This window comes from Streptomyces sp. NPDC058195 (assembly GCF_042883525.1).
Classification (GTDB): domain Bacteria; phylum Actinomycetota; class Actinomycetes; order Streptomycetales; family Streptomycetaceae; genus Streptomyces.
The window spans coordinates 23,232-47,837 of record NZ_JBHVVM010000005.1; the positions used below are offsets into that span (position 1 = coordinate 23,232).

At 71.7% G+C, this 24,606-nt stretch carries 18 protein-coding genes and 2 tRNA genes; 17 read left to right on the forward strand and 3 right to left on the reverse strand.

Translation table 11 applies throughout. The features are described 5' to 3' along the window. Nucleotides 1–7 precede the first annotated feature (7 nt). The 12 genes from ACFVWY_RS07900 (at nt 8) to ACFVWY_RS07955 (ending at nt 13,804) form a co-directional block, all read left to right on the forward strand. Nucleotides 8–1,729, forward strand: a complete 1,722-nt coding sequence (locus ACFVWY_RS07900; protein WP_389868392.1) for an LCP family protein — start codon at nt 8–10, stop codon at nt 1,727–1,729. Between the two features lie 114 nt (nt 1,730–1,843). Then, a complete protein-coding gene (gene rsfS, locus ACFVWY_RS07905) occupies nt 1,844–2,275 on the forward strand; it encodes a ribosome silencing factor (protein ID WP_389868394.1) in 432 nt (143 codons plus the stop codon). After that, nucleotides 2,272–2,925: a histidine phosphatase family protein gene (locus ACFVWY_RS07910; RefSeq protein WP_389869014.1), complete on the forward strand. Its 654-nt coding sequence runs from the start codon at nt 2,272–2,274 to the stop codon at nt 2,923–2,925. Before rsfS ends, ACFVWY_RS07910 begins: the two co-directional genes overlap by 4 nt. Before the next feature lie 159 nt (nt 2,926–3,084). After that, nucleotides 3,085–3,157, forward strand: a tRNA-Ala gene (locus tag ACFVWY_RS07915). A 336-nt stretch (nt 3,158–3,493) separates the two neighbouring features. Then, nucleotides 3,494–3,727, forward strand: a complete 234-nt coding sequence (locus tag ACFVWY_RS07920) for a hypothetical protein (RefSeq protein WP_093897076.1) — start codon at nt 3,494–3,496, stop codon at nt 3,725–3,727. Nucleotides 3,728–3,868: 141 nt separating this feature from the next. Beyond that, a tRNA-Ala gene (locus tag ACFVWY_RS07925) sits at nt 3,869–3,941 on the forward strand. A gap of 279 nt (nt 3,942–4,220) precedes the next feature. Continuing rightward, nucleotides 4,221–7,094, forward strand: a complete 2,874-nt coding sequence (gene leuS, locus ACFVWY_RS07930; RefSeq protein WP_389868397.1) for a leucine--tRNA ligase — start codon at nt 4,221–4,223, stop codon at nt 7,092–7,094. Between the two features lie 165 nt (nt 7,095–7,259). Then, entirely contained in the window at nt 7,260–7,991 is a 732-nt protein-coding gene (locus tag ACFVWY_RS07935; protein ID WP_389868399.1) for a hypothetical protein, read from the forward strand. Between the two features lie 129 nt (nt 7,992–8,120). Next, the gene (locus ACFVWY_RS07940) at nt 8,121–8,966 is read left to right on the forward strand and encodes a DegV family protein (RefSeq protein WP_389868401.1); all 846 of its coding nucleotides are present in this window, start codon (nt 8,121–8,123) and stop codon (nt 8,964–8,966) included. Between the two features lie 568 nt (nt 8,967–9,534). After that, nucleotides 9,535–10,230, forward strand: a complete 696-nt coding sequence (locus ACFVWY_RS07945) for a ComEA family DNA-binding protein (RefSeq protein WP_389868403.1) — start codon at nt 9,535–9,537, stop codon at nt 10,228–10,230. Then, nucleotides 10,227–12,776: a ComEC/Rec2 family competence protein gene (locus ACFVWY_RS07950; protein ID WP_389868405.1), complete on the forward strand. Its 2,550-nt coding sequence runs from the start codon at nt 10,227–10,229 to the stop codon at nt 12,774–12,776. Before ACFVWY_RS07945 ends, ACFVWY_RS07950 begins: the two co-directional genes overlap by 4 nt. Nucleotides 12,777–12,922: 146 nt before the next feature. Then, entirely contained in the window at nt 12,923–13,804 is an 882-nt protein-coding gene (locus tag ACFVWY_RS07955; RefSeq protein ID WP_389868407.1) for a YceI family protein, read from the forward strand. A 31-nt stretch (nt 13,805–13,835) separates the two neighbouring features. Here the strand turns inward: ACFVWY_RS07955 and ACFVWY_RS07960 are convergent, their stop codons facing one another. Beyond that, nucleotides 13,836–14,081, reverse strand: a complete 246-nt coding sequence (locus ACFVWY_RS07960) for a hypothetical protein (RefSeq protein WP_389868409.1) — start codon at nt 14,079–14,081, stop codon at nt 13,836–13,838. An 82-nt stretch (nt 14,082–14,163) separates the two neighbouring features. On the opposite strand from ACFVWY_RS07960, the gene holA reads away from it, so the two are divergent. After that, on the forward strand, nt 14,164–15,150 hold the full coding sequence (holA, locus tag ACFVWY_RS07965; RefSeq protein ID WP_389868411.1) for a DNA polymerase III subunit delta: 987 nt from the start codon (nt 14,164–14,166) through the stop codon (nt 15,148–15,150). Between the two features lie 574 nt (nt 15,151–15,724). Here the strand turns inward: holA and rpsT are convergent. Next, the gene (rpsT, locus tag ACFVWY_RS07970) at nt 15,725–15,991 is read right to left on the reverse strand and encodes a 30S ribosomal protein S20 (RefSeq protein WP_335936930.1); all 267 of its coding nucleotides are present in this window, start codon (nt 15,989–15,991) and stop codon (nt 15,725–15,727) included. A gap of 216 nt (nt 15,992–16,207) precedes the next feature. Between rpsT and lepA the strand changes: the two genes are divergently transcribed. From lepA to hemW, 4 genes are all read left to right on the forward strand, one after another. Further along, entirely contained in the window at nt 16,208–18,082 is a 1,875-nt protein-coding gene (lepA, locus tag ACFVWY_RS07975; protein ID WP_389868413.1) for a translation elongation factor 4, read from the forward strand. Between the two features lie 307 nt (nt 18,083–18,389). Further along, nucleotides 18,390–20,279 carry an AMP-dependent synthetase/ligase gene (locus ACFVWY_RS07980; protein ID WP_389868415.1) on the forward strand — a complete coding sequence of 630 codons (1,890 nt, stop codon included), beginning with the start codon at nt 18,390–18,392 and terminating at the stop codon, nt 20,277–20,279. Between the two features lie 222 nt (nt 20,280–20,501). Beyond that, nucleotides 20,502–22,439, forward strand: coding sequence for a SpoIIE family protein phosphatase (locus ACFVWY_RS07985; protein ID WP_389869016.1), 1,938 nt, complete (start codon nt 20,502–20,504; stop codon nt 22,437–22,439). Between the two features lie 82 nt (nt 22,440–22,521). Next, nucleotides 22,522–23,754, forward strand: a complete 1,233-nt coding sequence (gene hemW, locus ACFVWY_RS07990) for a radical SAM family heme chaperone HemW (RefSeq protein ID WP_389868417.1) — start codon at nt 22,522–22,524, stop codon at nt 23,752–23,754. A 15-nt stretch (nt 23,755–23,769) separates the two neighbouring features. Here hemW and ACFVWY_RS07995 read toward each other — a convergent pair whose 3' ends face one another. Next, entirely contained in the window at nt 23,770–24,588 is an 819-nt protein-coding gene (locus tag ACFVWY_RS07995) for a DUF3097 domain-containing protein (protein ID WP_389868419.1), read from the reverse strand. Nucleotides 24,589–24,606 lie beyond the last annotated feature (18 nt).

Sequence of the window (24,606 nt, forward strand, 5' to 3'; positions counted from 1 at the left end):
GGCACCGGTGAACGACCGACAGAATCCGTACGATCCGTACTATCAGCAGCCGCAGATCGTCGGCTACGACGAGTACGGGCAGCCGGTGTACCAGCAGCCGCAGCACGTGCAGCAGCCGCAGCCATACGATCCGTACGCCCAGCCGCAGCAGCCGCAGCAGGCCGATCAGGGCTACGGCTACGACCCGTACGCCCAGCCCCAGCAGCCCCAGCCCGCGCAGCCGCAGGCGTACGACCCGTACGGGCAGCAGCAGCCGCAGCCGGGGTACGGCGGGTACGACAACTACGGCTACGACACCGGCGGACAGCCCGCCGCGGTCGACACCACGCAGCAGTGGAACGTCCCGCAGCAGGCCGCCGCCCAGCCGCCCCCGCCCCCCTCCGCCCCGGTCCCGCCGGACGCCGGGCCCACGACCGGAACCGGCGCGGAGCCGGACCCGGACCCGGCCGTCCCCGGGCAGCGCCGGGCCGACCGCGACCACCGCACCGGGCAGTTCTCCTTCATCGAGGAGCCCGACGAGGACTCCGAAGACGTCATCGACTGGCTGAAGTTCACCGAGAGCCGCAGTGAGCGGCGCGAGGAGGCCCGGCGCCGCGGCCGCAACCGCATGGTCGCGCTCATAGTCGTGGTGGCCCTGGTCGTGGTCGGGGGGATCGGCTACCTCTGGTCCGCCGGAATGATCCCGGGCCTGTCCGACTCGGACAAGGACAGCACAGCTTCGACGGGCCCGCAGAAGCGGGACGTCATCGTCGTCCACCTGCACAACACCAAGAAGGGCGGCACCTCCACGGCGCTGCTCGTTGACAATGTGACGACCAAGCAGGGCACCACGGTCCTGCTCCCCAACTCGCTCGCGGTGGCCGACGAGGACGGCGTCGCCACGACCCTCGGCAAGTCCGTCGACGCCGACGGCACCACCGGCACCCGCGAGTCCATCGGCACGCTCCTCGGTACCGACATCACGGGTACGTGGCGGCTCGACACCCCGTACCTGGAGACCCTGGTCGACCTGGTCGGCAACATCGAGGTCGACACCGACACCGATGTGCCGGACACCAAGAAGGGCGCCTCCCCGCTCGTGAAGAAGGGCGAGGCCCAGACCCTGAGCGGCCAGATGGCCGTCGCCTACGCCACCTACCGCGGGCCGGACGAGGACGAGGCCAAGCAGCTCACGCGGTTCGGGGCGGTCCTGCGCGGCGTGCTGCGGAAGGTCTCGGACGACCCGAAGACCGCCACGGTCACGGTGCAGACGCTGGCGCAGATCCTCGACCCGTCCCTCCCCGAGAAGGACCTGGGGGCCTCACTGGCGAAGCTCGCCCAGCACGCCAAGGTCGGCGACTACAAGACGACCCTGCTGCCGGTGCAGGCCGACGGATCGCTGACCGACGAGGCCACCGAGAACGTCGTCAAGGACATCCTGGGCGGCACCGTCAAGGCCCCTGCCGCGGACGCGGCCGTGCGGGTCGGCGTCAAGAACGCCACCGGGGACGAGGCAGGACTGGGCTCCGCCCGGGTCAAGCTGATCAACGGCGGATACACCTTCGTCAGCGGCGGCACGTCCGCGGCCGTGTCCCGGTCCGAGGTCGTCTACCGGACCGCGGCGGACAAGGAGAAGGCGGCACAGGTCGCCGCGACTCTGGGCCTCCCGGACGACGCGGTGAAGCAGGGCAAGCCCGCCGCCAACGCGGACGTGTCCGTACTGCTGGGCCAGGACTACAAGATCAAGTGAGCCGGACCCGGCCGTCCGGACCACATGGATCCGGGCGGCCGGCCGTCACTGCGTGGGCTGTCGGCGGTCCGTGAGACCCTAGAGGTTGATCTGCCCGCCGACGAAAGCCTGCATGTGACCGCCACGGACCGCTCCATCGAGCTCATCAACGCCGCCGCCCAGGCCGCCGCCGACCGGCTCGCGCACGACATCATCGCGTACGACGTCAGCGACGTGCTGTCGATCACGGACGCCTTCCTGCTGGCCTCGGCCCCCAACGACCGCCAGGTCAAGTCGATCGTCGACGAGATCGAGGAGCGGCTCCAGAAGGAGCTGGGCGCCAAGCCGGTGCGCCGCGAGGGCGACCGCGACGCGCGGTGGATCCTCCTCGACTACGTCGACATCGTCATCCACGTCCAGCACAGCGAGGAACGGGTCTTCTACGCGCTGGAGCGCCTCTGGAAGGACTGCCCCGAGATCGCGCTTCCCGAGGACGCCGTCAAGACCCGCGGCAAGGCCGATGAGCACGCCCGGCTCACCGGCGGCACGGAAGGTGAGCAGAGCTGAACAGCAGCGGAAGCGGCAGAGGCCGCAGGATCGTTCTCTGGCGTCACGGCCAGACGGCCTGGAACCTGGAGCACAGGTTCCAGGGATCCACGGACATCGCGCTCACCGAGACCGGAGTCGGGCAGGCCCGCCGGGCCGCCCGACTGCTCGCCTCGCTGAAGCCGGACGCGATCGTCGCTTCCGACCTCCAGCGGGCGGCGGACACGGCGGCCCAGCTCGCCGTGCTCACCGGCCTCGGAGTCGCACATGACGCGAGCCTGCGGGAGACGTACGCGGGCGCCTGGCAGGGCCTCACCCATGAGGAGATCGTCGCGCGGTACGGCGGCGAGTACGCCGCGTGGAAGCGGGGCGAGCCGGTGCGCCGCGGGGGCGGCGAGCTGGAGACCGAGGTCGCCGACCGGGCCGCCCCGGTCGTGCTCGGCCATGCCGACAAGCTGCCGCGGAACGGCACGCTGGTCGTCGTCAGCCACGGCGGCACCATCCGCACCACCATCGGCCGCCTCCTGGGCCTGGAGGCGCACCACTGGGAAGGGCTCGGCGGTCTCTCGAACTGCTGCTGGTCGGTCCTGGGGGAGGGCGCGCGGGGCTGGCGCCTGCTGGAGCACAACGCGGGCACGCTGCCCGAGCCGGTGCTCGGCGACGACACCTGAGGCCCTCCGCCCGTACCCGCCCGTACCCGGCCGGACCTGGCCGGACCCTGTCCGGCCGGGAGGCCGGGTCGCTCCGGCCGGATTTCACTTTCTGGCAGGTCACAGGCTAAAGTTCTTCTTGTTCGCAGCGCGGGAGCGCAGAGAAACACCGCGAATGACGGGGCTATAGCTCAGTTGGTAGAGCGCCTGCATGGCATGCAGGAGGTCAGGAGTTCAATTCTCCTTAGCTCCACAGCCAAGATCCCGTCCCCGACAGGGGGCGGGATCTTCTGCATTTCAGGACCTTTCCGCCTGCCCCGGCCCTCTGCGCCGTTCCCTCCTCCGCCCGATTCGCGGCCCTCCGGTCACGGCCCTCCGGCCGCTGCGACGGGCCTCGTGCGGTGCCGCCGGACGGCCCGGACCACGACGGGCTTCCCCTCTTGCGGGGTCATGGCAGAATCGGAACGCCGGAGGGGGCGACGGACCGAACGGGAGGGGGCGCGCGATGCCTGCGAGCGGTCACGAGTTCCCGGACCTGCTCCTTGTTCCCGCGTTCGCCGTTGCCGCATTCCCCGGCCGGAGCTGATCCATGGGTGCGCACAGGCGGAAGTGTGACTGGTGCGGCAGCGGTACGCCCATCGTCAGGGACATGGACCCGATCAATCCGGAGTACCAGTACTGGTGCGAGGAGTGCGCGCGGGCGCTGGTCATAAAGGGCGACCCGATCGAGACCTACCGGGAGCTGGAGGGGGAGCCGATCTACGGTCGGCTGCTGGAGGAGCACTGCACGCTCAAGCGCTTCTACTCCTTCGCCACCGCCTGACCCCGCCCAGGGCCCTGCCGACTGCCGGAGCGGTACGGCGAAAACGGGCAAATCGTCACCTTGGGGAATCGATTTGGTGGACCGGGCGTGTCCCCGGTAATGTTCTCGATGTCGCCAGGGAAGCCGGGCGGAGCACAACAAGGGGCTATAGCTCAGTTGGTAGAGCGCCTGCATGGCATGCAGGAGGTCAGGAGTTCAATTCTCCTTAGCTCCACAGTGAAAGAGGAAGCGAGTCACTCATTGCGAGTGGCTCGCTTCCTTTGTTGTTCCTGCGCGACCACCCGGACCGATTCCGGTGCCGTGCGGTACCCTGACGCCATGCGTGCCGTACGCCTTCTGCTTAGCGAGCCGCGCTGATCAGTCCCGACCGGTGAGAATGCCTGGTCGGAATCAGCGCGGCGTCCCCTCCTGTGCGAGGGGATTTTTCGTTTCCGGAGACGCGTGTCCATGGACATGGCGTCGGCAGATGTCGATCGATGGAGCTTTGAGGATCATGAGCGAGACGAATTCCGCAGCCGAGACGGCCGCGCCGCACCGCTACACGGCGGCGATGGCCGCCGACATCGAGGCACGCTGGCAGGACTTCTGGGACGCCGAGGGCACGTACGAGGCGCCGAACCCGAGCGGCGACCTGGCGGGCGATCCGGAGCTGGCCGCCAAGCCGAAGAAGTTCATCATGGACATGTTCCCGTACCCCTCGGGTGCGGGTCTGCACGTCGGCCACCCGCTGGGCTACATCGCCACCGATGTCTTCGCCCGCTACCAGCGGATGACCGGCCACAACGTGCTGCACACCCTGGGCTTCGACGCCTTCGGCCTGCCCGCCGAGCAGTACGCGGTGCAGACGGGCACGCACCCGCGGGTCTCCACCGAGGCCAACATCGAGAACATGACGGCCCAGCTGCGTCGGCTGGGTCTGGGCCACGACAAGCGCCGCTCGTTCGCCACGATCGAGGCGGACTACTACAAGTGGACCCAGTGGATCTTCCTGCAGATCTTCAACTCCTGGTACGACACCGAGGCCGACCGGGCCCGCCCGATCGCCGAACTGGTCGCGCAGTTCGAGAGCGGTGCGCGCCCCACTCCGGACGGCCGTGACTGGAGCGCCCTGAGCGCCGTCGAGCGCGCGGACATCCTGGGCGAGTACCGCCTGGCGTACGCCTCCGACGCGCCGGTCAACTGGTCGCCCGGCCTGGGCACCGTGCTGGCCAATGAAGAGGTGACGGCCGACGGGCGTTCCGAGCGCGGCAACTTCCCCGTGTTCAAGGCGAAGCTGCGCCAGTGGAACATGCGCATCACGGCCTACGCCGACCGGCTGCTGAACGACCTGGACGGTCTGGACTGGCCCGAGGCCATCAAGCTGCAGCAGCGTAACTGGATCGGCCGCTCCGAAGGCGCGCGCGTCGACTTCCCGGTCGACGGTGCCGACAGCATCACCGTCTTCACCACGCGCCAGGACACCCTGTTCGGTGCCACCTACATGGTGCTGGCGCCCGAGCACGAGCTGGTCGAGCGGATCACTCCGGCGGCCTGGCCCGAAGGCACCCACGCCGTGTGGACCGGGGGGTACGCCACCCCGGCCGAGGCCGTCGCCGCCTACCGCAAGCTGGCCGCCGCCAAGTCCGATGTGGAGCGGCAGGCCGAGGCCAAGGACAAGACCGGCGTCTTCACCGGCGCGTACGCGACCAACCCGGTCAGCGGCGAGAAGGTGCCCGTGTTCATCGCCGACTACGTCCTGATGGGCTACGGCACCGGCGCGATCATGGCCGTACCGGCGCACGACGCGCGCGACTTCGCCTTCGCGCGCGCCTTCGAGCTGCCGATGCGCTGTGTCGTCGAGCCGTCGGACGACCGCGGTACCGACCCCTCGACGTGGGACGACGCCTTCGGGTCGTACGACGCGAAGCTGGTCAACTCCGCCAATGACGAGATCTCGCTGGACGGCCTGGGCGTCGTCGACGCCAAGGCGCGGATCACCGCGTGGCTGACGGAGCACGGCGTCGGCAGGGGCACCGTCAACTTCCGGCTGCGGGACTGGCTGTTCAGCCGTCAGCGCTACTGGGGCGAGCCCTTCCCGATCGTCTACGACGAGGACGGCGTCGCCCACCCGCTGCCCGAGTCGATGCTGCCCCTGAAACTGCCGGAGGTCGACGACTACTCGCCGCGCACCTTCGACCCGGACGACGCGGACACCCAGCCCGAGACGCCGCTGTCCCGGAACGCCGACTGGGTCAACGTCACCCTGGACCTGGGCGACGGCAACGGTCCGAAGAAGTACCGCCGCGAGACCAACACCATGCCCAACTGGGCCGGTTCCTGCTGGTACGAGCTGCGCTACCTGGACCCGAACAACGACCGGGAGCTGGTCGACCCGGCGATCGAGCAGTACTGGATGGGGCCGCGCGAGGGGCAGCCGACCGGAGGCGTCGACCTGTACGTCGGCGGTGCCGAGCACGCCGTGCTGCACCTGCTGTACGCCCGCTTCTGGTCCAAGGTGCTGCACGACCTGGGGCACATCTCGTCCGTCGAGCCGTTCCACAAGCTGTACAACCAGGGCATGATCCAGGCGTTCGTCTACCGGGACAGCCGCGGCATCGCGGTCCCGGCTGCCGAGGTCGAGGAGCGCGACGGGGCGTTCTACTACCAGGGCGAGAAGGTCAGCCGTGTCCTGGGCAAGATGGGCAAGTCCCTGAAGAACGCCGTCACGCCGGACGAGATCTGCGCCGAGTACGGGGCGGACACGCTGCGCCTGTACGAGATGGCGATGGGCCCGCTGGACGTGTCGCGGCCGTGGGACACGCGCGCCGTCGTCGGTCAGTACCGGCTGCTGCAGCGCCTGTGGCGCAATGTCGTCGACGAGGAGACCGGCGCGGTCACCGTCGTCGACGCGGAGCCGGACGAGGAGACGCTGCGCGCGCTGCACAAGGCGATCGACGGCGTCGGCCAGGACATGGCCGGGATGCGTTTCAACACGGCGATCGCCAAGGTCACCGAGCTGAACAACCACCTGACCAAGGCGGGAGGCCCGCTGTCCCGGTCGGTCGCCGACTCGCTGGTTCTGCTGGTGGCACCGCTGGCGCCGCACATCGCCGAGGAGCTGTGGCACCGGCTGGGCCACACCGAGTCGGTGGTGCACGGGGACTTCCCGGTCGCCGACCCGGCGTACGTGGTGGACGAGACCGTGACCTGTGTGGTGCAGGTCAAGGGCAAGGTCAAGGCCCGTCTGGAGATCTCCCCGTCGATCACGGACGCGGAGCTGGAGGCCCTGGCCCTGGCTGACCCCGCCGTGGTCGCGGCCCTGGGCGGCGCGGGCATCCGCAAGGTGATTGTGCGGGCGCCGAAGCTGGTCAACATCGTCCCGGCGTGAGGACGCGGCGCCTCGCGCGAGCGAGGCGCCGCACCGCCCGCGCGGTGATGTGGGGGCCTTCCCCTACGGGCAGGTTGGGGGTTTCGAAGGAACCCCCAACCCGCCTTTTCCGTTTACGGTGGAAGAGCCTGCACCGGCAGCCGAAACGACATCCGAGGGGCGCTCATGGTAGCCGCGATCCTGATTCTGGGGTTGCTCTTTATCGCGTTCGTGGTCCTGGGCGTGTACGCGGGCGTCAAGGCGATCGGCGCGGCGAAGCGCAGTGTGGACCGTACGATCACGCAGGCCCGGCGCACGGTCGAGGAGACCACCCTGCGGGCCAAGAGCTACGGCCAGGCCGGCGTGGGCGGGGAGCTGGCGCGGCTGCGTCTCTCCCTGCGCACCTCCATGCGGGCCACGCAGGACGCCCTGCGGCAGGGAGTCGCCGAGGACGCCTCGCTCGCGGAGTCGCTGGGCCTCTTCGAGCGGCTGAGCGTGCACGGGCGGCAGCTGGACGAGGAGCTGAACAAGCTGGAGCGCGACCCCGACCGGGGGACGGTCGCCTCGCTGCTGCCGACTCTGAAACAGCGTACGGAGCAGATCACGCAGTCGGCGGACGCGCTGCGATGGGCCGCGCGCGACCGGGCCCAGAGGTTCACGGACGACGATCTCGACGCGTTGAACGCGCAGATCGACCTGGAGGCGGGGGCGCTCCGGCACTGGACGGTGGAGACGGACACACCGGCCCCGGGTGGGAGCCGCCCCCGGCAGGAGGCCGCGAACGGGCCGGAGCAGGGGCCGGAGCCGGAGAACGGCCCGGTGGCCGACGGTCCGGCTCGCGCGATCACGGCTCCGGATCCGCGTCCGCAGACCGCGTACCCATGGCAGAAGAAGGCCCGGCCCGAAACGACGAACTGAGACCTACGACGACCCACCTGGGACGTTCGGCGACCCTCGGTGACAGGAAGCGATCCGAAGCGGTCAGCGGAGATCATTCGGTCGGGGTCGGACTGCCAGGACACGGACTGGCCAGGTAACCTCCCGCTCATGTCCCGCCATGTCGCGATCGTCACCGATTCCACGGCCTACCTGCCGCCCGAGACGATGGAGCGGCACGGCATCACCGCGGTGCCGCTGACCGTCGTCCTCGGTGATCAGGCTCTGGAGGACGGTACCGAGGTCTCGGCCCGTTCGCTGGCGGTGGCCCTCCAGAAGCGTCGGCCGGTGACCACCTCCCGGCCGAGCCCGGAGATGTTCGCCGCCACGTACCGGGCCGCCGCGGAGGCCGGAGCCGTCGGCATCGTGTCGCTGCACCTCTCGGCGGAGATCTCGGGTACGTACGACGCCGCCGTGCTGGCGGCGAAGGACGCGCCGGTTCCGGTCCGCGTGGTGGACACCGGAATGGTCGCGATGGCGCTCGGGTTCTGCGCCCTGGCCGCGGCGGAGACGGTGGAGACGGCCGGGAGCCTCGACGAGGCGGTCGCCGCCGCGGAGAAGCGGGCCGCGGACACCTCCGCGTACTTCTACGTCGACACGCTGGACTACCTGCGCCGTGGTGGCCGGATCGGCGCGGCGCAGGCGCTGCTGGGGTCGGCGCTCGCCGTGAAGCCGTTGCTCCAGCTCGACGGCGGCCGCATCGAGCTGCTGGAGAAGGTGCGGACGGCCTCGAAGGCGATCGCCAGGCTGGAGGAGATCGTCGCGGACCGGGCGGGCAGCGGGCGGGTGGACATCGCCGTGCACCACCTGGCGGCGCCCGAGCGGGCCGAGCGGCTCGCGGAGCGGCTGTGCGAGCGGGTGCCGGGGCTGGTCGACCTGCATGTGAGCGAGGTGGGCGCGGTGATCGGCGCGCACACCGGACCGGGCCTGCTCGGGGCAGTGGTCTCGCCGCGCTGAGTCCTGTCGGCGTCTCGCACGTCACTCACAGGAGTGGTCGAGTTATCCACAACTGCGAGGTTTTCCACGGGAATTATTGCTGGTCGGCGGGTTCGGGCGGATGTGCCTAACGTCGTGAGGCATGGCTCTCGGAACACAACGCGCAAGCAATCGTGCAAGCAGCGGCAGCGGTCCCGGCCGCGCCCCGGTCTCGGACGTCCGTGTGCGCAGCGGGCCCGGCCGTCGGCTGCGGGCTCGCGAGGGTACGGACGCGCTGGCCGCGGCCTCGCGCCGCCGGGCGGACGCCCTGATGGCGGGTGCGTATGGCGGGAGGCCCGCGCGGCTGGTGCCGAGCTCGGATCCGACGCGCGGCCCGGGGCTGGGTCCTGATCCTGGTCCGGGCCAAGGTCCGGGCCCGGAACAGGATCGGGGCGGGGATGTGCCCGTTGCCTCCGTTTCCGCTACTGCGTCCGAATCCACGTCTTCCGCTGCTGCGTCCGGGCCCGCGTCTGCCTCCGCGCCCGTCGCTGCTTCCCGTACGGCTCCCGGCGGGCGGTGGGAGAGGCTGGTTCCCGCGCTGTGGGAGCGCGTGCCGGTCTGGCTGCGGCTCAGGTGCGGCCTGGAGCCCCGGACGCTGGCGGCGCTGGCCGTGGTCCTGGTCGCGTCCGGAGCCTTCGCCGCGGCGCACTTCTGGTCCGCGCGCCCCCACTCCGTGCGTGCGCCCGACCCGGTCACCGAGGCGGCGCGCGTACGGACACCGCCCCCGGCGGCCGAGGGCCCCGGGGCTGCGGAGCCGTCGAACGGACCCGGGCCCGCGGCGGGGCCGGGAGGGCACGTGGTCGTCGATGTGGGGGGCAAGGTGCGCAGGCCCGGCGTCCGGCGTCTGCCGTCCGGGGCGAGGGTCACCGACGCGTTGCGCGCGGCGGGCGGCGTCCGGGAGGGCACCGACCTCACCAGCCTCAACCGGGCGCGGGTGCTCGTCGACGGAGAGCAGATCGTGGTGGGCGCCGTGCCGGGAGCCCCGGCGCCCGGCGGTGCGGGCGGAACCGGGACGGGTGGCGGCGGTGCGGGTGGCGGCGGGAGCCCTCCGGCCCAGCCGGTCAGCCTCAACACCGCGACCGCCGGGCAACTGGAGACGCTGCCCGGGGTCGGCCCGGTCCTCGCCCAGCACATCGTGGACTATCGCGCACAGCACGGTGGTTTCCGGTCCGTCGACGAACTGCGCGAGGTCAATGGAATCGGCGACCGCAGGTTCGCCGACCTCCGGCCGCTGGTGGGGCCGTGAGCGGCGGGGACGTCCACGCGGCGTCGGACAGCCGGCTCGGCGTCTCCGAGCCGCACCGGGAGGGCCCGGCTGATCTCCGGCTGGTTCCACCGGCCCTGGCGGCCTGGGGCGGGGCCGCGCTGGCCCTGAGCGCGCCGGGGCGGTGGACCGTCATGGGTGTGGTCCTCTGCGTGGGGGCGGCCCTGGTGCTCCTGGCCCTGTCGGGAGCCCGGACGAGCCGCGCAGCGCCGCAGGGGCCCTCCGCGGGCTCCCGGCGCCCTCGGGACGTGGCGACCGCGACCGCCACCGCCGCGGCGCTGCTCTGCGCGGCGGCCGGGGCCACCTCTGCCGGGCTGCGCAGCGCCGACGTACGGGAAGGGCCGGTCCACCTGCTGGCCCAGCGGTTCGAGCGGGTCGAGGCGGAGGTGACGGTGACGTCCGACGCCCGGCGGACCCTGCCCCGGACGCACGGCGACCGCGGCATGCCCGTATCGCTTCTGGTGGACGCCGAGGTGACCCGGCTGACCGGACCTGACGGTACGGCCATCGGGCTGAGCACGCCGGTGCTGCTGATCGTGAAGCCCGGTGCATCGGCGCAGCGGTGGCAGCGGTTGCTCCCGTCCACCCGCCTGCGGGTCGGCGGCCGGCTGGCCCCACCGCTGCACGGGGGCGAGCGCAGTGCCGCCGTACTGCGGGCCGAGGGCAAGGGGCCGCCCCGCGTCATCGGCCCGCCGTCCCTCCTCCAGCGGACGGCGGGCGCGCTGCGGGGCGGTCTGCGACAGGCGACCGAGCGGCTCGCTCCCGACGCGCGGGCCCTGCTGCCGGGCCTGGTGGTCGGCGACACCTCACGGGTCGGTCCCGAACTGCACGAAGCGTTCAAGGCCACCGACCTCACCCACCTGATGGCGGTCTCGGGCGCCAATCTGGCGATCCTGCTCGTCCTCCTCATCGGGCCGCCGGGCATGGCGATCCGTGCCGAACGCCGTGGACTGGCACCCCGGCTGGGGATTCCGCTCCGGCTGACGGCACTGTTCGGCGGCGGGCTCACCCTGGCCTTCGTGCTGGTCTGCCGACCCGAGCCGAGCGTGCTGCGGGCCGCGGCCTGCGGACTGATCACCCTGCTCGCCATCGGCACCGGGCGCCGCAGATCACTGATTCCCGCGCTGGCCGCCGCCGTTCTGCTGCTGGTGCTCCACGACCCGTGGATGGCGCGCAGCTATGGCTTCGTCCTCTCGGTGCTGGCCACCGGAGCCCTCCTGACCATCGCCCCGGTGTGGAGCGGTGCGCTGCGGCGGCGCCGGGTTCCGCCCCGGCTCGCGGAGGCGCTGGCCGCGGCGGCCGCCGCGCAGGCGGTGTGCGCTCCGGTCGTCGTGCTTCTCGCCTCCCGGGTCAGTCTGGTGGCGATCCCGTGCAACCTCCTGGCCGAGTTCGCGGTGGCACCGGCCACGGTCCTCGGGTTCGCCGCGCTGGCGGTGGCGCCGGTGGCCATGCCGGTGGCGGAGCTGCTCGCCCGGGTCGCGGGGTGGCCGGCCGGGTGGATCGCCACCGTGGCCCGCACCGGGGCGGCCCTGCCCGGCGCGGGGATCGACTGGCCGGACGGCGGCGCCGGGGCGGTGCTGCTCGCTGCCCTGACCCTGCTGCTGGCGCTCCTGGCCCGGCGCCTCGTCCGTCACCCCTGGGTCTGTTCGGCGGCAGCGCTGCTCCTGGTCCTCGCGGTGCTGCGCCCGGTGCCGCTCACCCGGGCACTGACCGGATGGCCGCCGCCCGACTGGGCGTTCGCGATGTGCGACGTGGGCCAGGGGGACGCGTTGGTGCTGGCCTCGGGGGAGGGCTCGGGGGTGGTCGTGGACGCCGGGCCCGATCCGTCGCTCGTGGACCGGTGCCTGAACGAACTCGGCGTCAGCGAGGTGCCGCTCCTGGTCCTCACGCACTTCCACGCCGATCACGTGCGCGGGCTGCCCGGCGTGCTGCGGGGCCGGGCGGTGGGCGCGATCGAGACGACGAGCCTGGACGAACCGCCGGAGCAGGCAGCTTTCGTACGCAGAACGGCGGCCGTGGCACACGTGCCGCTGGTCCGGGCCGTCGCGGAGGAGCGCCGCAGGATCGGGGCGCTCGACTGGCGGGTTCTCTGGCCCGCCAGTACGGCGGGGTCCGGCGGCGGCTGGGCGGATGCCGCTGCCGGACCCGTACCCCGGGAGCCGAACGACGCCAGCGTCGCCCTGTACGTCCGGACCGGCGGGCTGACCCTGCTGCTTCTGGGAGACCTCGAACCGCCCGCCCAGCAAGGGCTGTTGCGCAGATACCCGGCGCTGTCACGGGTGGACGTGCTCAAGGTCCCCCACCACGGCTCGGCCCACCAGGACCCCGCCCTGCTGCGCGCCGCGCGCCCGAGACTCGCCCTGGTGAGCGTGGGCCGGGACAACCCGTACGGTCATCCGGCCGCACGCACCGTCGACGCGCTCCGGGCGGGTGGGGCCGTGGTGCTGCGTACGGACACCGAGGGGGCGATCGCCGTATCGGGGGCGGGAACCGGGCTGCAGGCAGCGGGTGATTCAGGGCTTTGGTGATGGCTCGATCCAAGTCATGACCAGTCGCTTCATTTGCCTCGAACATCGCAATAGTGGTCGAATGCATGGTCGTCCGTGGGTCGCTGCTCCGACAGGAGGTTCAGCCGCCGGGCCCCAGGCGAATCGACCCTGGGGAGAGGTGGAAGATGTTCGGGCGTTGGCTGAAGAACCGAGCGACGGGACCGGCACAGGGCAATGTCCTGGCCGGGCTCAAGGTGCCGCGTACCGCCGGGCTGCTCAGCTGCCGTGTGCTCGACCCCGTCAACGAGGTCGTTCCGATGGCTGAGTTCGCGGTCATGGACAGGGCCGGTCACAAGATCTTCAGCGGTGAGACGGACCCGTTCGGCAGCGTGCTGGCCACCGTCCCGGCGGGCGAGTACCGGCTGGTCGTCACGGCCGAGGGCTTCACCCCGTTCCACGGATCGGCCACGGTGACCGAGGGAGGTCACGCCGACCTCGGCGATGTGACCCTGCAGATGTCCGTGCCCCCGCAGCTTCCCGCCCCGGGCGAATGGGTGGTCGAGCCGACGCACTCGCAGATCGGCTTCACCGCCCGGCATATCGGCCTCGCGCGCATCCACGGCCGCTTCAACACCTTCGCGGGGGCCGTGCGGATCGCCGACCGCATGGAGGACTCGGCCATGCACGTGATCATCGACGCCGCGTCGATCGACACGAACGTCCAGATGCGCGACGACCACCTGCGCTCCAGCGACTTCCTCGACGTCGGGCGCTATCCCACGATGGAGTTCTACAGCGAACGCTTCGTCCACCGGGGCGGCACCCGCTGGGGCGTGACCGGCGCTCTCACTCTGCACGGCGTCAGCCGGACGGTCACCCTGGACAGCCAGTACCTCGGCCTCGGCAGCGGGCTGGAGGGCGAGACCCGCGCCGCCTGCCGGGCCACCACGGAGCTGCACCGCGAGGACTTCACCCTGACCTGGCAGACCATGCTGGCCCGGGGCATCGCGGCCATCGGCTCCAGCATCGCCATCGACCTGGACATCCAGATCGTCCCCAAGAGCTGAACCGGGAGGGCCCCGGAGCCCCGGGGCGGCCCTACGGCGTTTCGAGCCACCCCTCGTACTCCGCCGCGAAGGCGTCGAGCACGGAGGCCTCCAGCCGTGCCGAGGGGTCCTCCACGACCACCAGCCACTGGGCGTCCTCGGCATCGTCCTCGCCGGCCAGCGCATCGCGCACCAACTGGGGCTCCTCGGCGATCCCGAAGCGCTGACCCAGCTCCTCGGCCACCTCCTCCGCCGCATCGCGATCGGGCAGCACCAGCACATGTCTCACATCGCTCACCGGCCCATTCTCCCGTACCGGGGAGCCGGGGCGGGAGGGAGCCCGGGGCCGCTGTCGGCGGTGCGTGGGATGCTGGACGGCGATGGCCACCAGAAAGAGTTCCACCGACGACCCGCTCGCTCCCCTCACGCTCGCCGTGGGCCAGGAGGACCTGCTCCTGGACCGCGCGGTGCAGCAGGTGGTGGCGGCGGCCCGCGCCTCCGACCCCGACACGGATGTCCGCGACCTCACGTCCGACCAGCTCCAGCCCGGCACCCTCGCCGAGCTGACGAGCCCCTCGCTCTTCGCCGAGCGCAAGGTGGTGATCGTGCGCGGCGCGCAGGACCTCTCCGCCGACTCGGTCAAGGACGTCAAGGCGTACCTGGGCGATCCGGTCGAGGAGATCACCCTGGTCCTGCTGCACGCGGGCGGTGCCAAGGGGAAGGGGCTGCTGGACGCGGCGCGCAAGGCCGGGGCGCGGGAGGTCGCCTGCCCGAAGACCACCAAGCCGGCCGAACGGCTGTCGTTCGTGCGGTCGGAGTTCCGGGCGCTGGGCCGTTCGGCCACACCCGAGGCGTGCCAGGCGCTGGTCGACTCCATCGGGAGCGATCTGCGGGAGCTGGCGAGCGCGGTCTCACAGCTCGTCGCGGACGTCGAGGGCACGATCGACGAAGCGGTCGTCGCCCGTTACTACACGGGCCGCGCCGAGGCGTCGAGCTTCACGGTCGCCGACCGCGCGGTGGAGGGACGGGCCGCCGAGGCGCTGGAGGCGCTGCGCTGGTCGTTGTCGACGGGAGTGGCGCCCGTACTGATCACCAGCGCGCTGGCCCAGGGCGTGCGGGCGATCGGCAAGCTGTCCTCGGCCCGTGGCGGACGCCCCGCCGACCTCGCCCGTGAGCTGGGCATGCCGCCCTGGAAGATCGACCGGGTGCGGCAGCAGATGCGCGGCTGGACGCCGGACGGGGTGGCCGTCGCACTGCGCGCGGTCGCGGACGCGGACGCCGGAGTCAAGGGCGGCGGCGACGACCCGGAGTACGCGCTGGAGAAGGCCGTGGTCGCCGTCGCCAGGGCCGCACGGTCGGGCCGCTAGGGGCCCCGACCTCACCGTGCCGTCGTCCGGCCGGAGGCCGGGGCCCCTGGTGTCCGGTGCGTGAGGTGTCCGGCGCGTGCGGGCGGGCAGGGGAGGGCAGGGCAGGGATCGTCCTCGTACCGGGCGTACGGGGACGAGTTCGACGACGCGGCGAGCGTGCGTGCCGGGCGTCGCACGGCGGGCGGCAGTGTGCAGGCAGGTCCTCGCACCTAGGGCCTCTCGTTTGGATCATGCCGGGCTCGCGGGGGCTGGTGCGCACATCTGCCGCGTTGTCGTCAGTCACCGACGCTCCGCGTCGGCTTCTTCCTCCGCCTTGCAGCTGCACGCACCAGCCCCCGCTCCCTGATCCAGCCTGATCCAAACGAAAGACCCTAAGCGCGGGTCCAGCCGCGGGGCCTGTACGCCGAAGGCCCCGGCGCCGCCCTGGGGGAGGGCGGAGGCCGGGGCCTTCGGTTCACGCTTGTGGTGCGCCGCACCCGCGTGGCGAACGCAGGTTCGGTGTGCGGCGCGGGGTGCCGGTCAGGAGCGGGAGAGAGGGCCCGCTGGGTCCTTCCCGGCGATCACATCAGAATGCTCAGCCCTGGAGGGAGGCAACCTTGGAGGCCAGCGCCGACTTCTTGTTGGCGGCGGCGTTCTTGTGGATGACACCCTTCGAGACGGCCTTGTCGAGCGCACGGGAAGCGTCGCGGGTGGCCACGGTGGCCTTCTCGACGTCACCGGCGGCGACGGCCTCGCGGGCCTTGCGGATAGCGGTCTTGAGCGAGGACTTGACGGCCTTGTTGCGCAGGCGCGCCTTCTCGTTCGTCTTGTTCCGCTTGATCTGGGACTTGATGTTCGCCACGAAAAGAGCCTTTTCAGGTTCGTTGGGTCTTCGATGTGCGCCCCACGGCCCGAGAGAGTCGCGAGACACAGCTGTCAACGTTACCAGCCCCGCTCCGACCGGCCCAAACCGGTCTCCGCCCGGCAACCATGGGACGATGGAGGCTACGTATCGATCCGACCGACCCGACATCGACCCGAGACACGGCGTTCGGCGTCTCAAGAATCAGGACCCTGCGTGCCCGCGACCCCTACCCACGTGCCCGAGCCGAGCCGTACCGACCCGGCGCTGATCCGCAACTTCTGCATCATCGCGCACATCGACCACGGCAAGTCGACCCTTGCCGACCGGATGCTCCAGCTGACCGGGGTGGTCGACCAGCGGCAGATGCGTGCTCAGTACCTCGACCGTATGGATATCGAGCGCGAGCGCGGCATCACCATCAAGTCCCAGGCGGTCCGTCTGCCCTGGACGCCCGACACGGGCGAGGGGCAGGGCCGCACCCATGTCCTCAACATGATCGACACCCCGGGCCACGTGGACTTCACCTACGAGGTCTCACGCTCGCTCGCCGCCTGCGAGGGCACGGTCCTGCTGGTCGACGCGGCCCAGGGCATCGAGGCCCAGACGCTCGCCAACCTCTACCTGGCGATGGAGAACGACCTCACCATCGTCCCGGTGCTCAACAAGATCGACCTGCCGGCCGCGCAGCCGGAGAAGTTCTCCGAGGAGCTGGCCAACCTCATCGGCTGCCAGCCGGAGGACGTGCTCAAGGTCTCCGCGAAGACCGGCATCGGCGTGGACGCGCTGCTCGACCGGGTGGTCAGGGACGTTCCGGCCCCGGTCGGCGTGGCGGACGCCCCGGCCCGCGCGATGATCTTCGACTCGGTCTACGACTCGTACCGCGGCGTCGTCACCTACGTCCGGGTCGTGGACGGACAGCTCAACAAGCGCGAGCGCATCCGGATGATGTCCACCGGCGCCACCCACGAGCTGCTGGAGATCGGGGTCTCCTCCCCGGAGATGACCCCGGCCGACGGCCTCGGCGTGGGCGAGGTCGGCTACATCATCACCGGGGTGAAGGACGTCCGGCAGTCCAAGGTCGGTGACACGATCACCTCCCTGAACAAGGGCGCGACCGAGGCGCTGGGCGGCTACAAGGACCCCAAGCCGATGGTCTTCTCCGGGCTCTACCCGCTGGACGGCTCGGACTACCCGGACCTGCGCGAGGCGCTCGACAAGCTCCAGCTCAACGACGCCGCCCTGGTGTACGAGCCGGAGACCTCCGCGGCCCTCGGCTTCGGCTTCCGCGTCGGCTTCCTCGGCCTGCTCCACCTCGACGTGATCCGCGAGCGGCTGGAGCGCGAGTTCGGCCTCGAACTCATCGCCACCGCCCCCAACGTGGTCTACCGCGTCGACATGGAGGACGGCACCGAGCACACCGTCACCAACCCGAGCGAGTTCCCCGAGGGCAAGATCGACAAGGTGCACGAGCCCGTCGTGCGCGCCACGGTCCTGGCCCCCAGCGAGTTCATCGGCGCGATCATGGAGCTCTGCCAGCAGCGGCGCGGCACCCTGCTCGGCATGGACTACCTCTCCGAGGACCGGGTCGAGATCCGCTACACCCTGCCGCTCGCCGAGATCGTCTTCGACTTCTTCGACCAGCTGAAGTCCAAGACCCGGGGCTACGCCTCGCTCGACTACGAGCCCACCGGTGAGCAGACCGCCCAGCTCGTCAAGGTCGACATCCTGCTGCACGGCGACAAGGTCGACGCGTTCTCCGCCGTCACGCACAAGGACAAGGCGTACGCGTACGGCGTGCGGCTGGTCGCCAAGCTGCGCGAGCTGATCCCGCGGCAGAACTTCGAGGTGCCGATCCAGGCTGCGATCGGTTCCCGGGTCATCGCCCGTGAGACGGTCCGGGCCATCCGCAAGGACGTCCTCGCCAAGTGCTACGGCGGTGACATCTCCCGTAAGCGGAAGCTGCTGGAGAAGCAGAAGGAAGGCAAGAAGCGGATGAAGATGGTCGGCAACGTGGAGGTCCCCCAGGAGGCCTTCATCGCCGTGCTGTCCACGGACGAGTCCGGCGGGGAGAGCAAGGGCAAGAAGTAGCCCCGCCCCGCCGTGAGGCCGTCCGGACGGGCCCCCGCGCCGCAGCACCCTGCGGCGCGGGGGCCCGTTCGTTATGAAGCGGCGGCCCCTTGCCTCTTACGCGGCGGACCCGGGCGCTCTACCCTGATCACGGCCTCGTAGTTACTCGCCAGTTAAGCAAGCGGGACCGGGTGCCGCCGGACCAGCGGACCGCCGGACGGCCGTACGCGGGGAAACGAAGCGAAGCAGGACGAAGAAGCAGGAACATCAGCAGTCAGCAGCAAACAGCAGCCGGTCGTGAAGCACTGCCGCAGGCCCGGAGGACGTCGTGAGCGACACACTGACCTTGATCGAGAACCGACCGCCCTCCGTGGCGAACCTCTTCATCGACCGCGTGGCGGCCACTCCGGACGGGGAGGCCTACCGCTACCCGGTCCCCTCGGCCGCCGGCCAGGGGCCCGATGAGTGGAAGTCGCTGAGCTGGGCGCAGGCCGCCGAGCGGGTCTACGCCGTCGCGGCCGGGCTCATCGCCCTGGGCATCCAGCCGGAGGAGCGCGTCGCGCTCGCCTCCGGCACCCGCGTGGAGTGGATCCTCGCCGACCTCGGTGTGATGTGCGCGGGTGCCGCCACCACCACGGTCTACCCGTCGACCAACGCGGAGGAGTCGGCGTTCATCCTCTCCGACTCCGGGAGCCGGGTGCTGATCGCCGAGGACGCCGGGCAGCTGGCCAAGGCCCGCGAGCGCCGCGCCGAGCTGCCCGAGCTCGCCCATGTCGTCGTCATCGACCCCGAGGGCGCCGAAGCCGCCGAGGGCGACCCCGAGGGCTGGGTGCTCACCCTCGACGGCCTGGAGGCCCGCGGCACCGCGTACCTCGCGGAGCACCCCGAGGCGATCAAGGAGCGGGTGGCCGCCATCACCCCCGGGCAGCTGGCCACCCTGATCTACACCTCGGGCACCACCGGCCGCCCCAAGGGAGTGCGCCTGCCGCACGACAACTGGTCGTACATGGCCAAGGCCACCGTCTCCACCGGGCTCATCACCTCCGAGGACGTCCAGTACCTCTGGCTGCCGCTCGCCCACGTCTTCGGCAAGGTCCTCACCTCCGGCCAGATCGAGGTCGGCCACGTCACCGCCGTCGACGGCCGGGTCGACAAGATCATCGAGAACCTGCCGGTCGTCCAGCCGACGTACATGGCGGCCGTGCCCCGCATCTTCGAGAAGGTGTACAACGGCGTCGCCGCCAAGGCGCGGGCCGGGGGCGGGGCCAAGTACAAGATCTTCCAGTGGGCGGCAGGCGTCGCCCGGGAGTACGCCACGGTCTCGCAGGACAACTTCCGGCGCACCGGCACGGCCTCCGTCCCCTTCGCGCTCGGCGCCAAGCACAAGGTCGCCGACGCCCTGGTCTTCTCCAAGATCCGGGAAGCCTTCGGCGGCCGGCTGCGGGCCTGCATCTCCGGCTCCGCCGCGCTCGCCCCGGACATCGGCCTCTTCTTCTCGGGTGCGGGCATCCACATCCTGGAGGGCTACGGGCTCACCGAGTCCAGCGCCGCCTCCTTCGTCAACCCGGGCGAGGCCTACCGCACCGGCACCGTCGGCAAGCCGCTCCCCGGAACCGAGGTACGGATCGCCGACGACGGCGAGATCCTGCTGCGCGGCCCCGGGATCATGGAGGGCTACCACGGGCAGCCGGAGAAGACCACCGAGACGCTGGAGCCGGACGGCTGGTTCCACACCGGCGACATCGGCGAGCTGTCCGTGGACGGCTACCTCCGGATCACCGACCGCAAGAAGGACCTCATCAAGACGTCCGGCGGCAAGTACATCGCCCCGGCGGAGGTCGAGGGGCAGTTCAAGGCGGTCTGCCCGTTCGTCTCCAACATCCTGGTGCACGGCGCCGACCGCAATTTCTGCACCGCGCTGATCGCGCTCGACGAGCCGACGCTCCTCGGCTGGGCCGCCGAGAACGGCCTGGGCGGGAGGCCGTACGCCGAGGTGGTGGCCGCCCCGCAGACCGTCGCGCTCATCGAGGGCTACGTGAAGCGGCTCAACGGGGGCCTGCAGCGCTGGCAGACCATCAAGAAGTTCCGGCTGCTGCCCCGCGACCTCGACATCGAGCACGGCGAGCTGACGCCCAGCCTCAAGCTGAAGCGGCCCGTCGTCGAGCGCGCGTACAAGGACCTCATCGACGGGATGTACGCGGGATCCCGCGAGGCGTAGGCCCCACGCCCCGCCGGAGTGGCCGCGAGTCCTGACGGCTCGCGGCCGCTCCTTTTCCTTCCCGCTCATTTTCTCCGCCCACTTCGGCAACTCGCTGCTTATGGGCATGGTCCATCTGTCAGTCTGTCGGTGTCGCCCACGCCGCCCGACGAGAACCGACAGACAGCAACGAGAACAGACAGAGCGAGACAGGTCAGGAGCTGCACCGTGGGGTCCATTCCCTTGCAGCGGGACATCGTTCAGCGTCCCGGAAATCCCGCAGACCGCGCGGACACGCGGCCGGCCGCCCACACGTCCCTGCCCGGCAACCTCCTCGCCCCCTCCGCCGCCCGCCGGTTCGTCCGGGCCGCGCTGGACGAGTGGGCCGGGCTCGGGCTCCCGGCGGCCGTGGGCTTCAGCGGGCGCGTGGCGGAGGACGCGGAGGTCGTCGTCAGTGAACTGGTGACCAACGCGGTCGTGCACGCCGGGACCACCGTGGAACTGGTCGTCCAGCTGGAGGAGGCCGACGACGACGAGGTCGCGGCCCTGCTGCTGGAGGTCTCCGACCACCATCCGGCCCGTGCGGTGCGCAGCGACCGCCCGGAGGCCGGAAGCGCGGCCGACGCGGCGGAGGGCACCCGCGCCGTCGGCCCCGACGAGCCCGCCGAGTACGGCCGCGGTCTCCAGCTCGTCGGCACCCTCGCCGAACGCTGGGGCATCACCTACCGCACCGGCCTCAAGACCGTCTGGGCCCGCCTCCCGGTGGACGACTGGAACCCCTTCCCGGAAGCCGCCGCCGACCCCGGCTTCCCGCAGAGGCTGCGCGAGGCCGAACTGCTCGCCCCCTCCGCCCGGCGCGCCCTGCGCGACGACGCCGACTGGGCGGGCCGGGGCGCCCTCTCCTTCCTCGCCGAGGCCTCCGACCTGCTGGCCGGGCAGCTCGACGAGGACATCGTCGCCGCGCTCTCCGGGCAATTACTGGTACCCAGGCTCGCGGACTGGTGCGCGATCTGGCTGGAACCGGAGAACGGCGGCCCCTCGGCCGTCCCCCGGCTCGCCAGCGTCTGGCACCGGGACGAGACCGAGACCGGCGGGCTGCGCGCCCTGCTGGAGCAGGACCCGATCCGGCTGCCCGAGAGGGTCGGCACCGGCCCCGTCTCCATGCCCTGGCCCGGCGGCGAGGAGGAGGAAGCCGGGGAAGGGGAGCGGGGTGACGGGCCCGCCGTGTCCGCACTCGCCTACCGGATCACCTCCGGCACCCGGACGCTGGGCGCCGTGCTCCTGGGCCGGGAAGGGCTCGCCCGTGTCCCCGACGAGGTGACCGCGCTCATCGAGGACTTCGTGCGCCGGGTCGGCCTCGCCGTCGGCGCTGCCCGCGAGTACACCCGCCAGGCCACCATCAGCCGCATCCTCCAGCGCGCCCTGCTGCCCGGCAAGGTCGCCGACATACCCGGCGTCTCCAGTTCGCTGGTGTACGAGCCCAGCGACGACGGGGTGGTCGGCGGTGATTTCTACGACATCTTCCCCTGCCCCGGCGACCGCTGGTGCTTCGTCCTCGGCGACGTGCAGGGCAGCGGCCCCGAGGCCGCCGTCGTGACCGGCCTCGCCCGGCCCTGGCTGCGGCTGCTGGCCCGGGAGGGCTTCGGCGTCGGCGAGGTCCTGGACCGGCTCAACCGGCTCCTGCTCGACGACGCGATGGAGGCCGCCGAGGCCGCCGCGCTCATGGTGGCCGCCGCAGGAGGCCAGCAGACCGCGGACACCGGCCAGTCCCGCTTCCTGTCCCTGCTGTACGGCGAACTCGTGCCCCTGCCCGACGGCGGCGTGCGCTGCACCCTGGCCAGCGCCGGACATCCGCTGCCCCTGCTGCTGCGGCCCGACGGCGAGGTGCGCCCGGCGGCCGACCCCCAGATACTGCTCGGGATCTTCGACGACGTCGCCTACGAGAGCCAGAGCTTCGAGCTGGCGCCCGGTGACAGTCTGCTGTGCGTCACCGACGGGGTGACCGAGCGGCGCTCCGGGACGCTGATGTTCGACGACGGGGACGGGCTGGCCCAGGCGCTGGCCGAGTGCGCCGGACTGTCGGCGGACGGCATCGCGGACCGGATCAAGCGGGCGGTCCACGAATTCGCCGAACGGCCGCCCGACGACGACCTGGCGCTGCTGGTGCTCCAGGCCGGCTGAGTCTGTCGCCCGGATACGGGAAGGGGGCGGGGAGACGGGGACGTGGCCGGGAGTTCCCCGGCGGCGAGCGACAATGGACGGTATGCCTTCCGTACTGCCCGATGGTGAACCCGTGCCCGACGACGGGGCGCTGCCCCGCCACGCCCTGGAAGGCGCCGCCGACCGGCCGCTCGGCTTCTACCTGCACGTGCCCTACTGCGCGACCCGCTGCGGCTACTGCGACTTCAACACCTACACCGCGACCGAGCTGCGCGGCTCCGGCGGCGCCCTGGCCTCCCGGGACAACTACGCCGCCCACCTGATCGGCGAGGTCCGCCAGGCCCGCAGGGTCCTCGGTGACGACCCGCGCCCGGTCCGCACGGTCTTCGTCGGCGGCGGCACCCCGACCCTGCTCGCCGCGGCCGACCTGGTCCGGATGCTGGCCGCGATCCGCGAGGAGTTCGGGCTGGCGGACGACGCCGAGATCACCACCGAGGCCAACCCGGAATCGGTCGGCCCGGCCTACCTCGCCGAACTGCGCGAGGGCGGCTTCAACCGGATCTCCTTCGGGATGCAGAGCGCCCGGCAGCACGTCCTGAGGGTCCTGGACCGTACGCATACGCCGGGGCGCCCCGAGGCCTGTGTCGCCGAGGCCCGGCAGGCGGGCTTCGCGCACGTCAACCTCGACCTGATCTACGGCACCCCCGGCGAGTCGGACGACGACTGGCGGGCCTCGCTGGACGCGGCGATCGGCGCCGGGCCGGACCATGTCTCGGCGTACGCCCTGATCGTCGAGGAGGGCACCCAGCTGGCCCGCCGCATCCGCCGCGGCGAGGTCCCGATGACCGACGACGACGTCCACGCCGACCGCTACCTGATCGCCGAGGAGGCGATGGCCGCGGCGGGCTTCTCCTGGTACGAGGTGTCGAACTGGGCCCGCACGCCCGAGGGCCGGTGCCTGCACAACGAGCTGTACTGGCGCGGCGCCGACTGGTGGGGCGCCGGACCCGGGGCGCACAGCCACGTCGGCGGGGTGCGCTGGTGGAACGTGAAGCACCCCGGCGCGTACGCCCAGGCCCTCGCCGAGGGGCGCTCGCCGGGCGCGGGCCGGGAGGTCCTCTCCGCCGAGGACCGGCGGGTCGAACGTATCCTCCTGGAGCTCCGGCTCGCCGACGGCTGCCCGCTGTCGCTGCTGGCCCAGGACGGCCTCGCGGCCTCCCGCCGCGCCCTGGCCGACGGCCTGCTGGAGCCCGCCCCGTACGAGCGGGGGAGGGCGGTGCTCACCCTGCGCGGCCGGCTCCTGGCGGACGCGGTGGTCCGGGACCTGGTCGACTGACGGCCCGCGAGCCGGCTACTCCGGCGCCGTGACGAAGTCGATCAGGTGCTCCACCGAGCCCAGCAGCGACGGCTCCAGGTCCCGGTAGGAGCGGACCGAGGACAGGATGCGCTGCCAGGCCGCTCCGGTGTTCTGCGGCCAGCCCAGCGCGCGGCACACCCCGGTCTTCCAGTCCTGCCCGCGCGGCACCACCGGCCACGCCGGGATGCCCACCGAGGACGGCTTCACCGCCTCCCACACGTCGATGTACGGGTGCCCGACCACCAGCACGTCCGCGTCCGGCACCTGCCCGGCGATCCGCGACTCCTTGGAGCCGGGCACCAGATGGTCGACCAGCACGCCCAGCCGGGCGTCCGGGCCGGGGGAGAAGGCGCGCACGATGCCCGGCAGGTCGTCGATGCCCTCCAGGTACTCGACGACCACGCCCTCGATCCTGAGGTCGTCGCCCCAGACCCGCTCCACCAGCTCCGCGTCGTGCCGCCCCTCCACATAGATCCGGCCCGCCCGCGCGACCCGGGCCCGCGCCCCGGGGACCGCGACCGACCCCGAGGCCGTCCGGGCCGGAGGCGCCGGGGCGGCGGCCACGGGGCGGACGAGGGTGACCACCGTGCCCTCCAGCAGGAAGCCGCGCGGCTCCATCGGGAACACCCGGTGCCTGCCGAAGCGGTCCTCCAGGGTCACCGTCGGGCCCTGGGCCGTCTTCTCGCACCGGATCACCGCACCGCAGAATCCGGTGGAGACCTCCTCCACCACCAGATCGGGCTCGGCGGGGACCTCGGGAACGGGGGCGGACCTCTTCCATGGCGGAGTCAGGTCCGGCTGGTAGCTGCGCATCGGACGACGATAGGACGG

Excerpts from the sequence above, each read along its gene's own strand:
- ACFVWY_RS07920 (WP_093897076.1), top strand. The coding sequence starts at position 3,494 with ATGGGTGCGCACAGGCGGAAGTGTGACTGGTGCGGCAGCGGTACGCCC.
- leuS (WP_389868397.1), top strand. The coding sequence starts at position 4,221 with ATGAGCGAGACGAATTCCGCAGCCGAGACGGCCGCGCCGCACCGCTAC.
- ACFVWY_RS07935 (WP_389868399.1), top strand. The coding sequence starts at position 7,260 with ATGGTAGCCGCGATCCTGATTCTGGGGTTGCTCTTTATCGCGTTCGTG.
- ACFVWY_RS07940 (WP_389868401.1), top strand. The coding sequence starts at position 8,121 with ATGTCCCGCCATGTCGCGATCGTCACCGATTCCACGGCCTACCTGCCG.
- ACFVWY_RS07955 (WP_389868407.1), top strand. The coding sequence starts at position 12,923 with ATGTTCGGGCGTTGGCTGAAGAACCGAGCGACGGGACCGGCACAGGGC.
- holA (WP_389868411.1), top strand. The coding sequence starts at position 14,164 with ATGGCCACCAGAAAGAGTTCCACCGACGACCCGCTCGCTCCCCTCACG.
- hemW (WP_389868417.1), top strand. The coding sequence starts at position 22,522 with ATGCCTTCCGTACTGCCCGATGGTGAACCCGTGCCCGACGACGGGGCG.
- ACFVWY_RS07995 (WP_389868419.1), bottom strand. The coding sequence starts at position 24,588 with ATGCGCAGCTACCAGCCGGACCTGACTCCGCCATGGAAGAGGTCCGCC.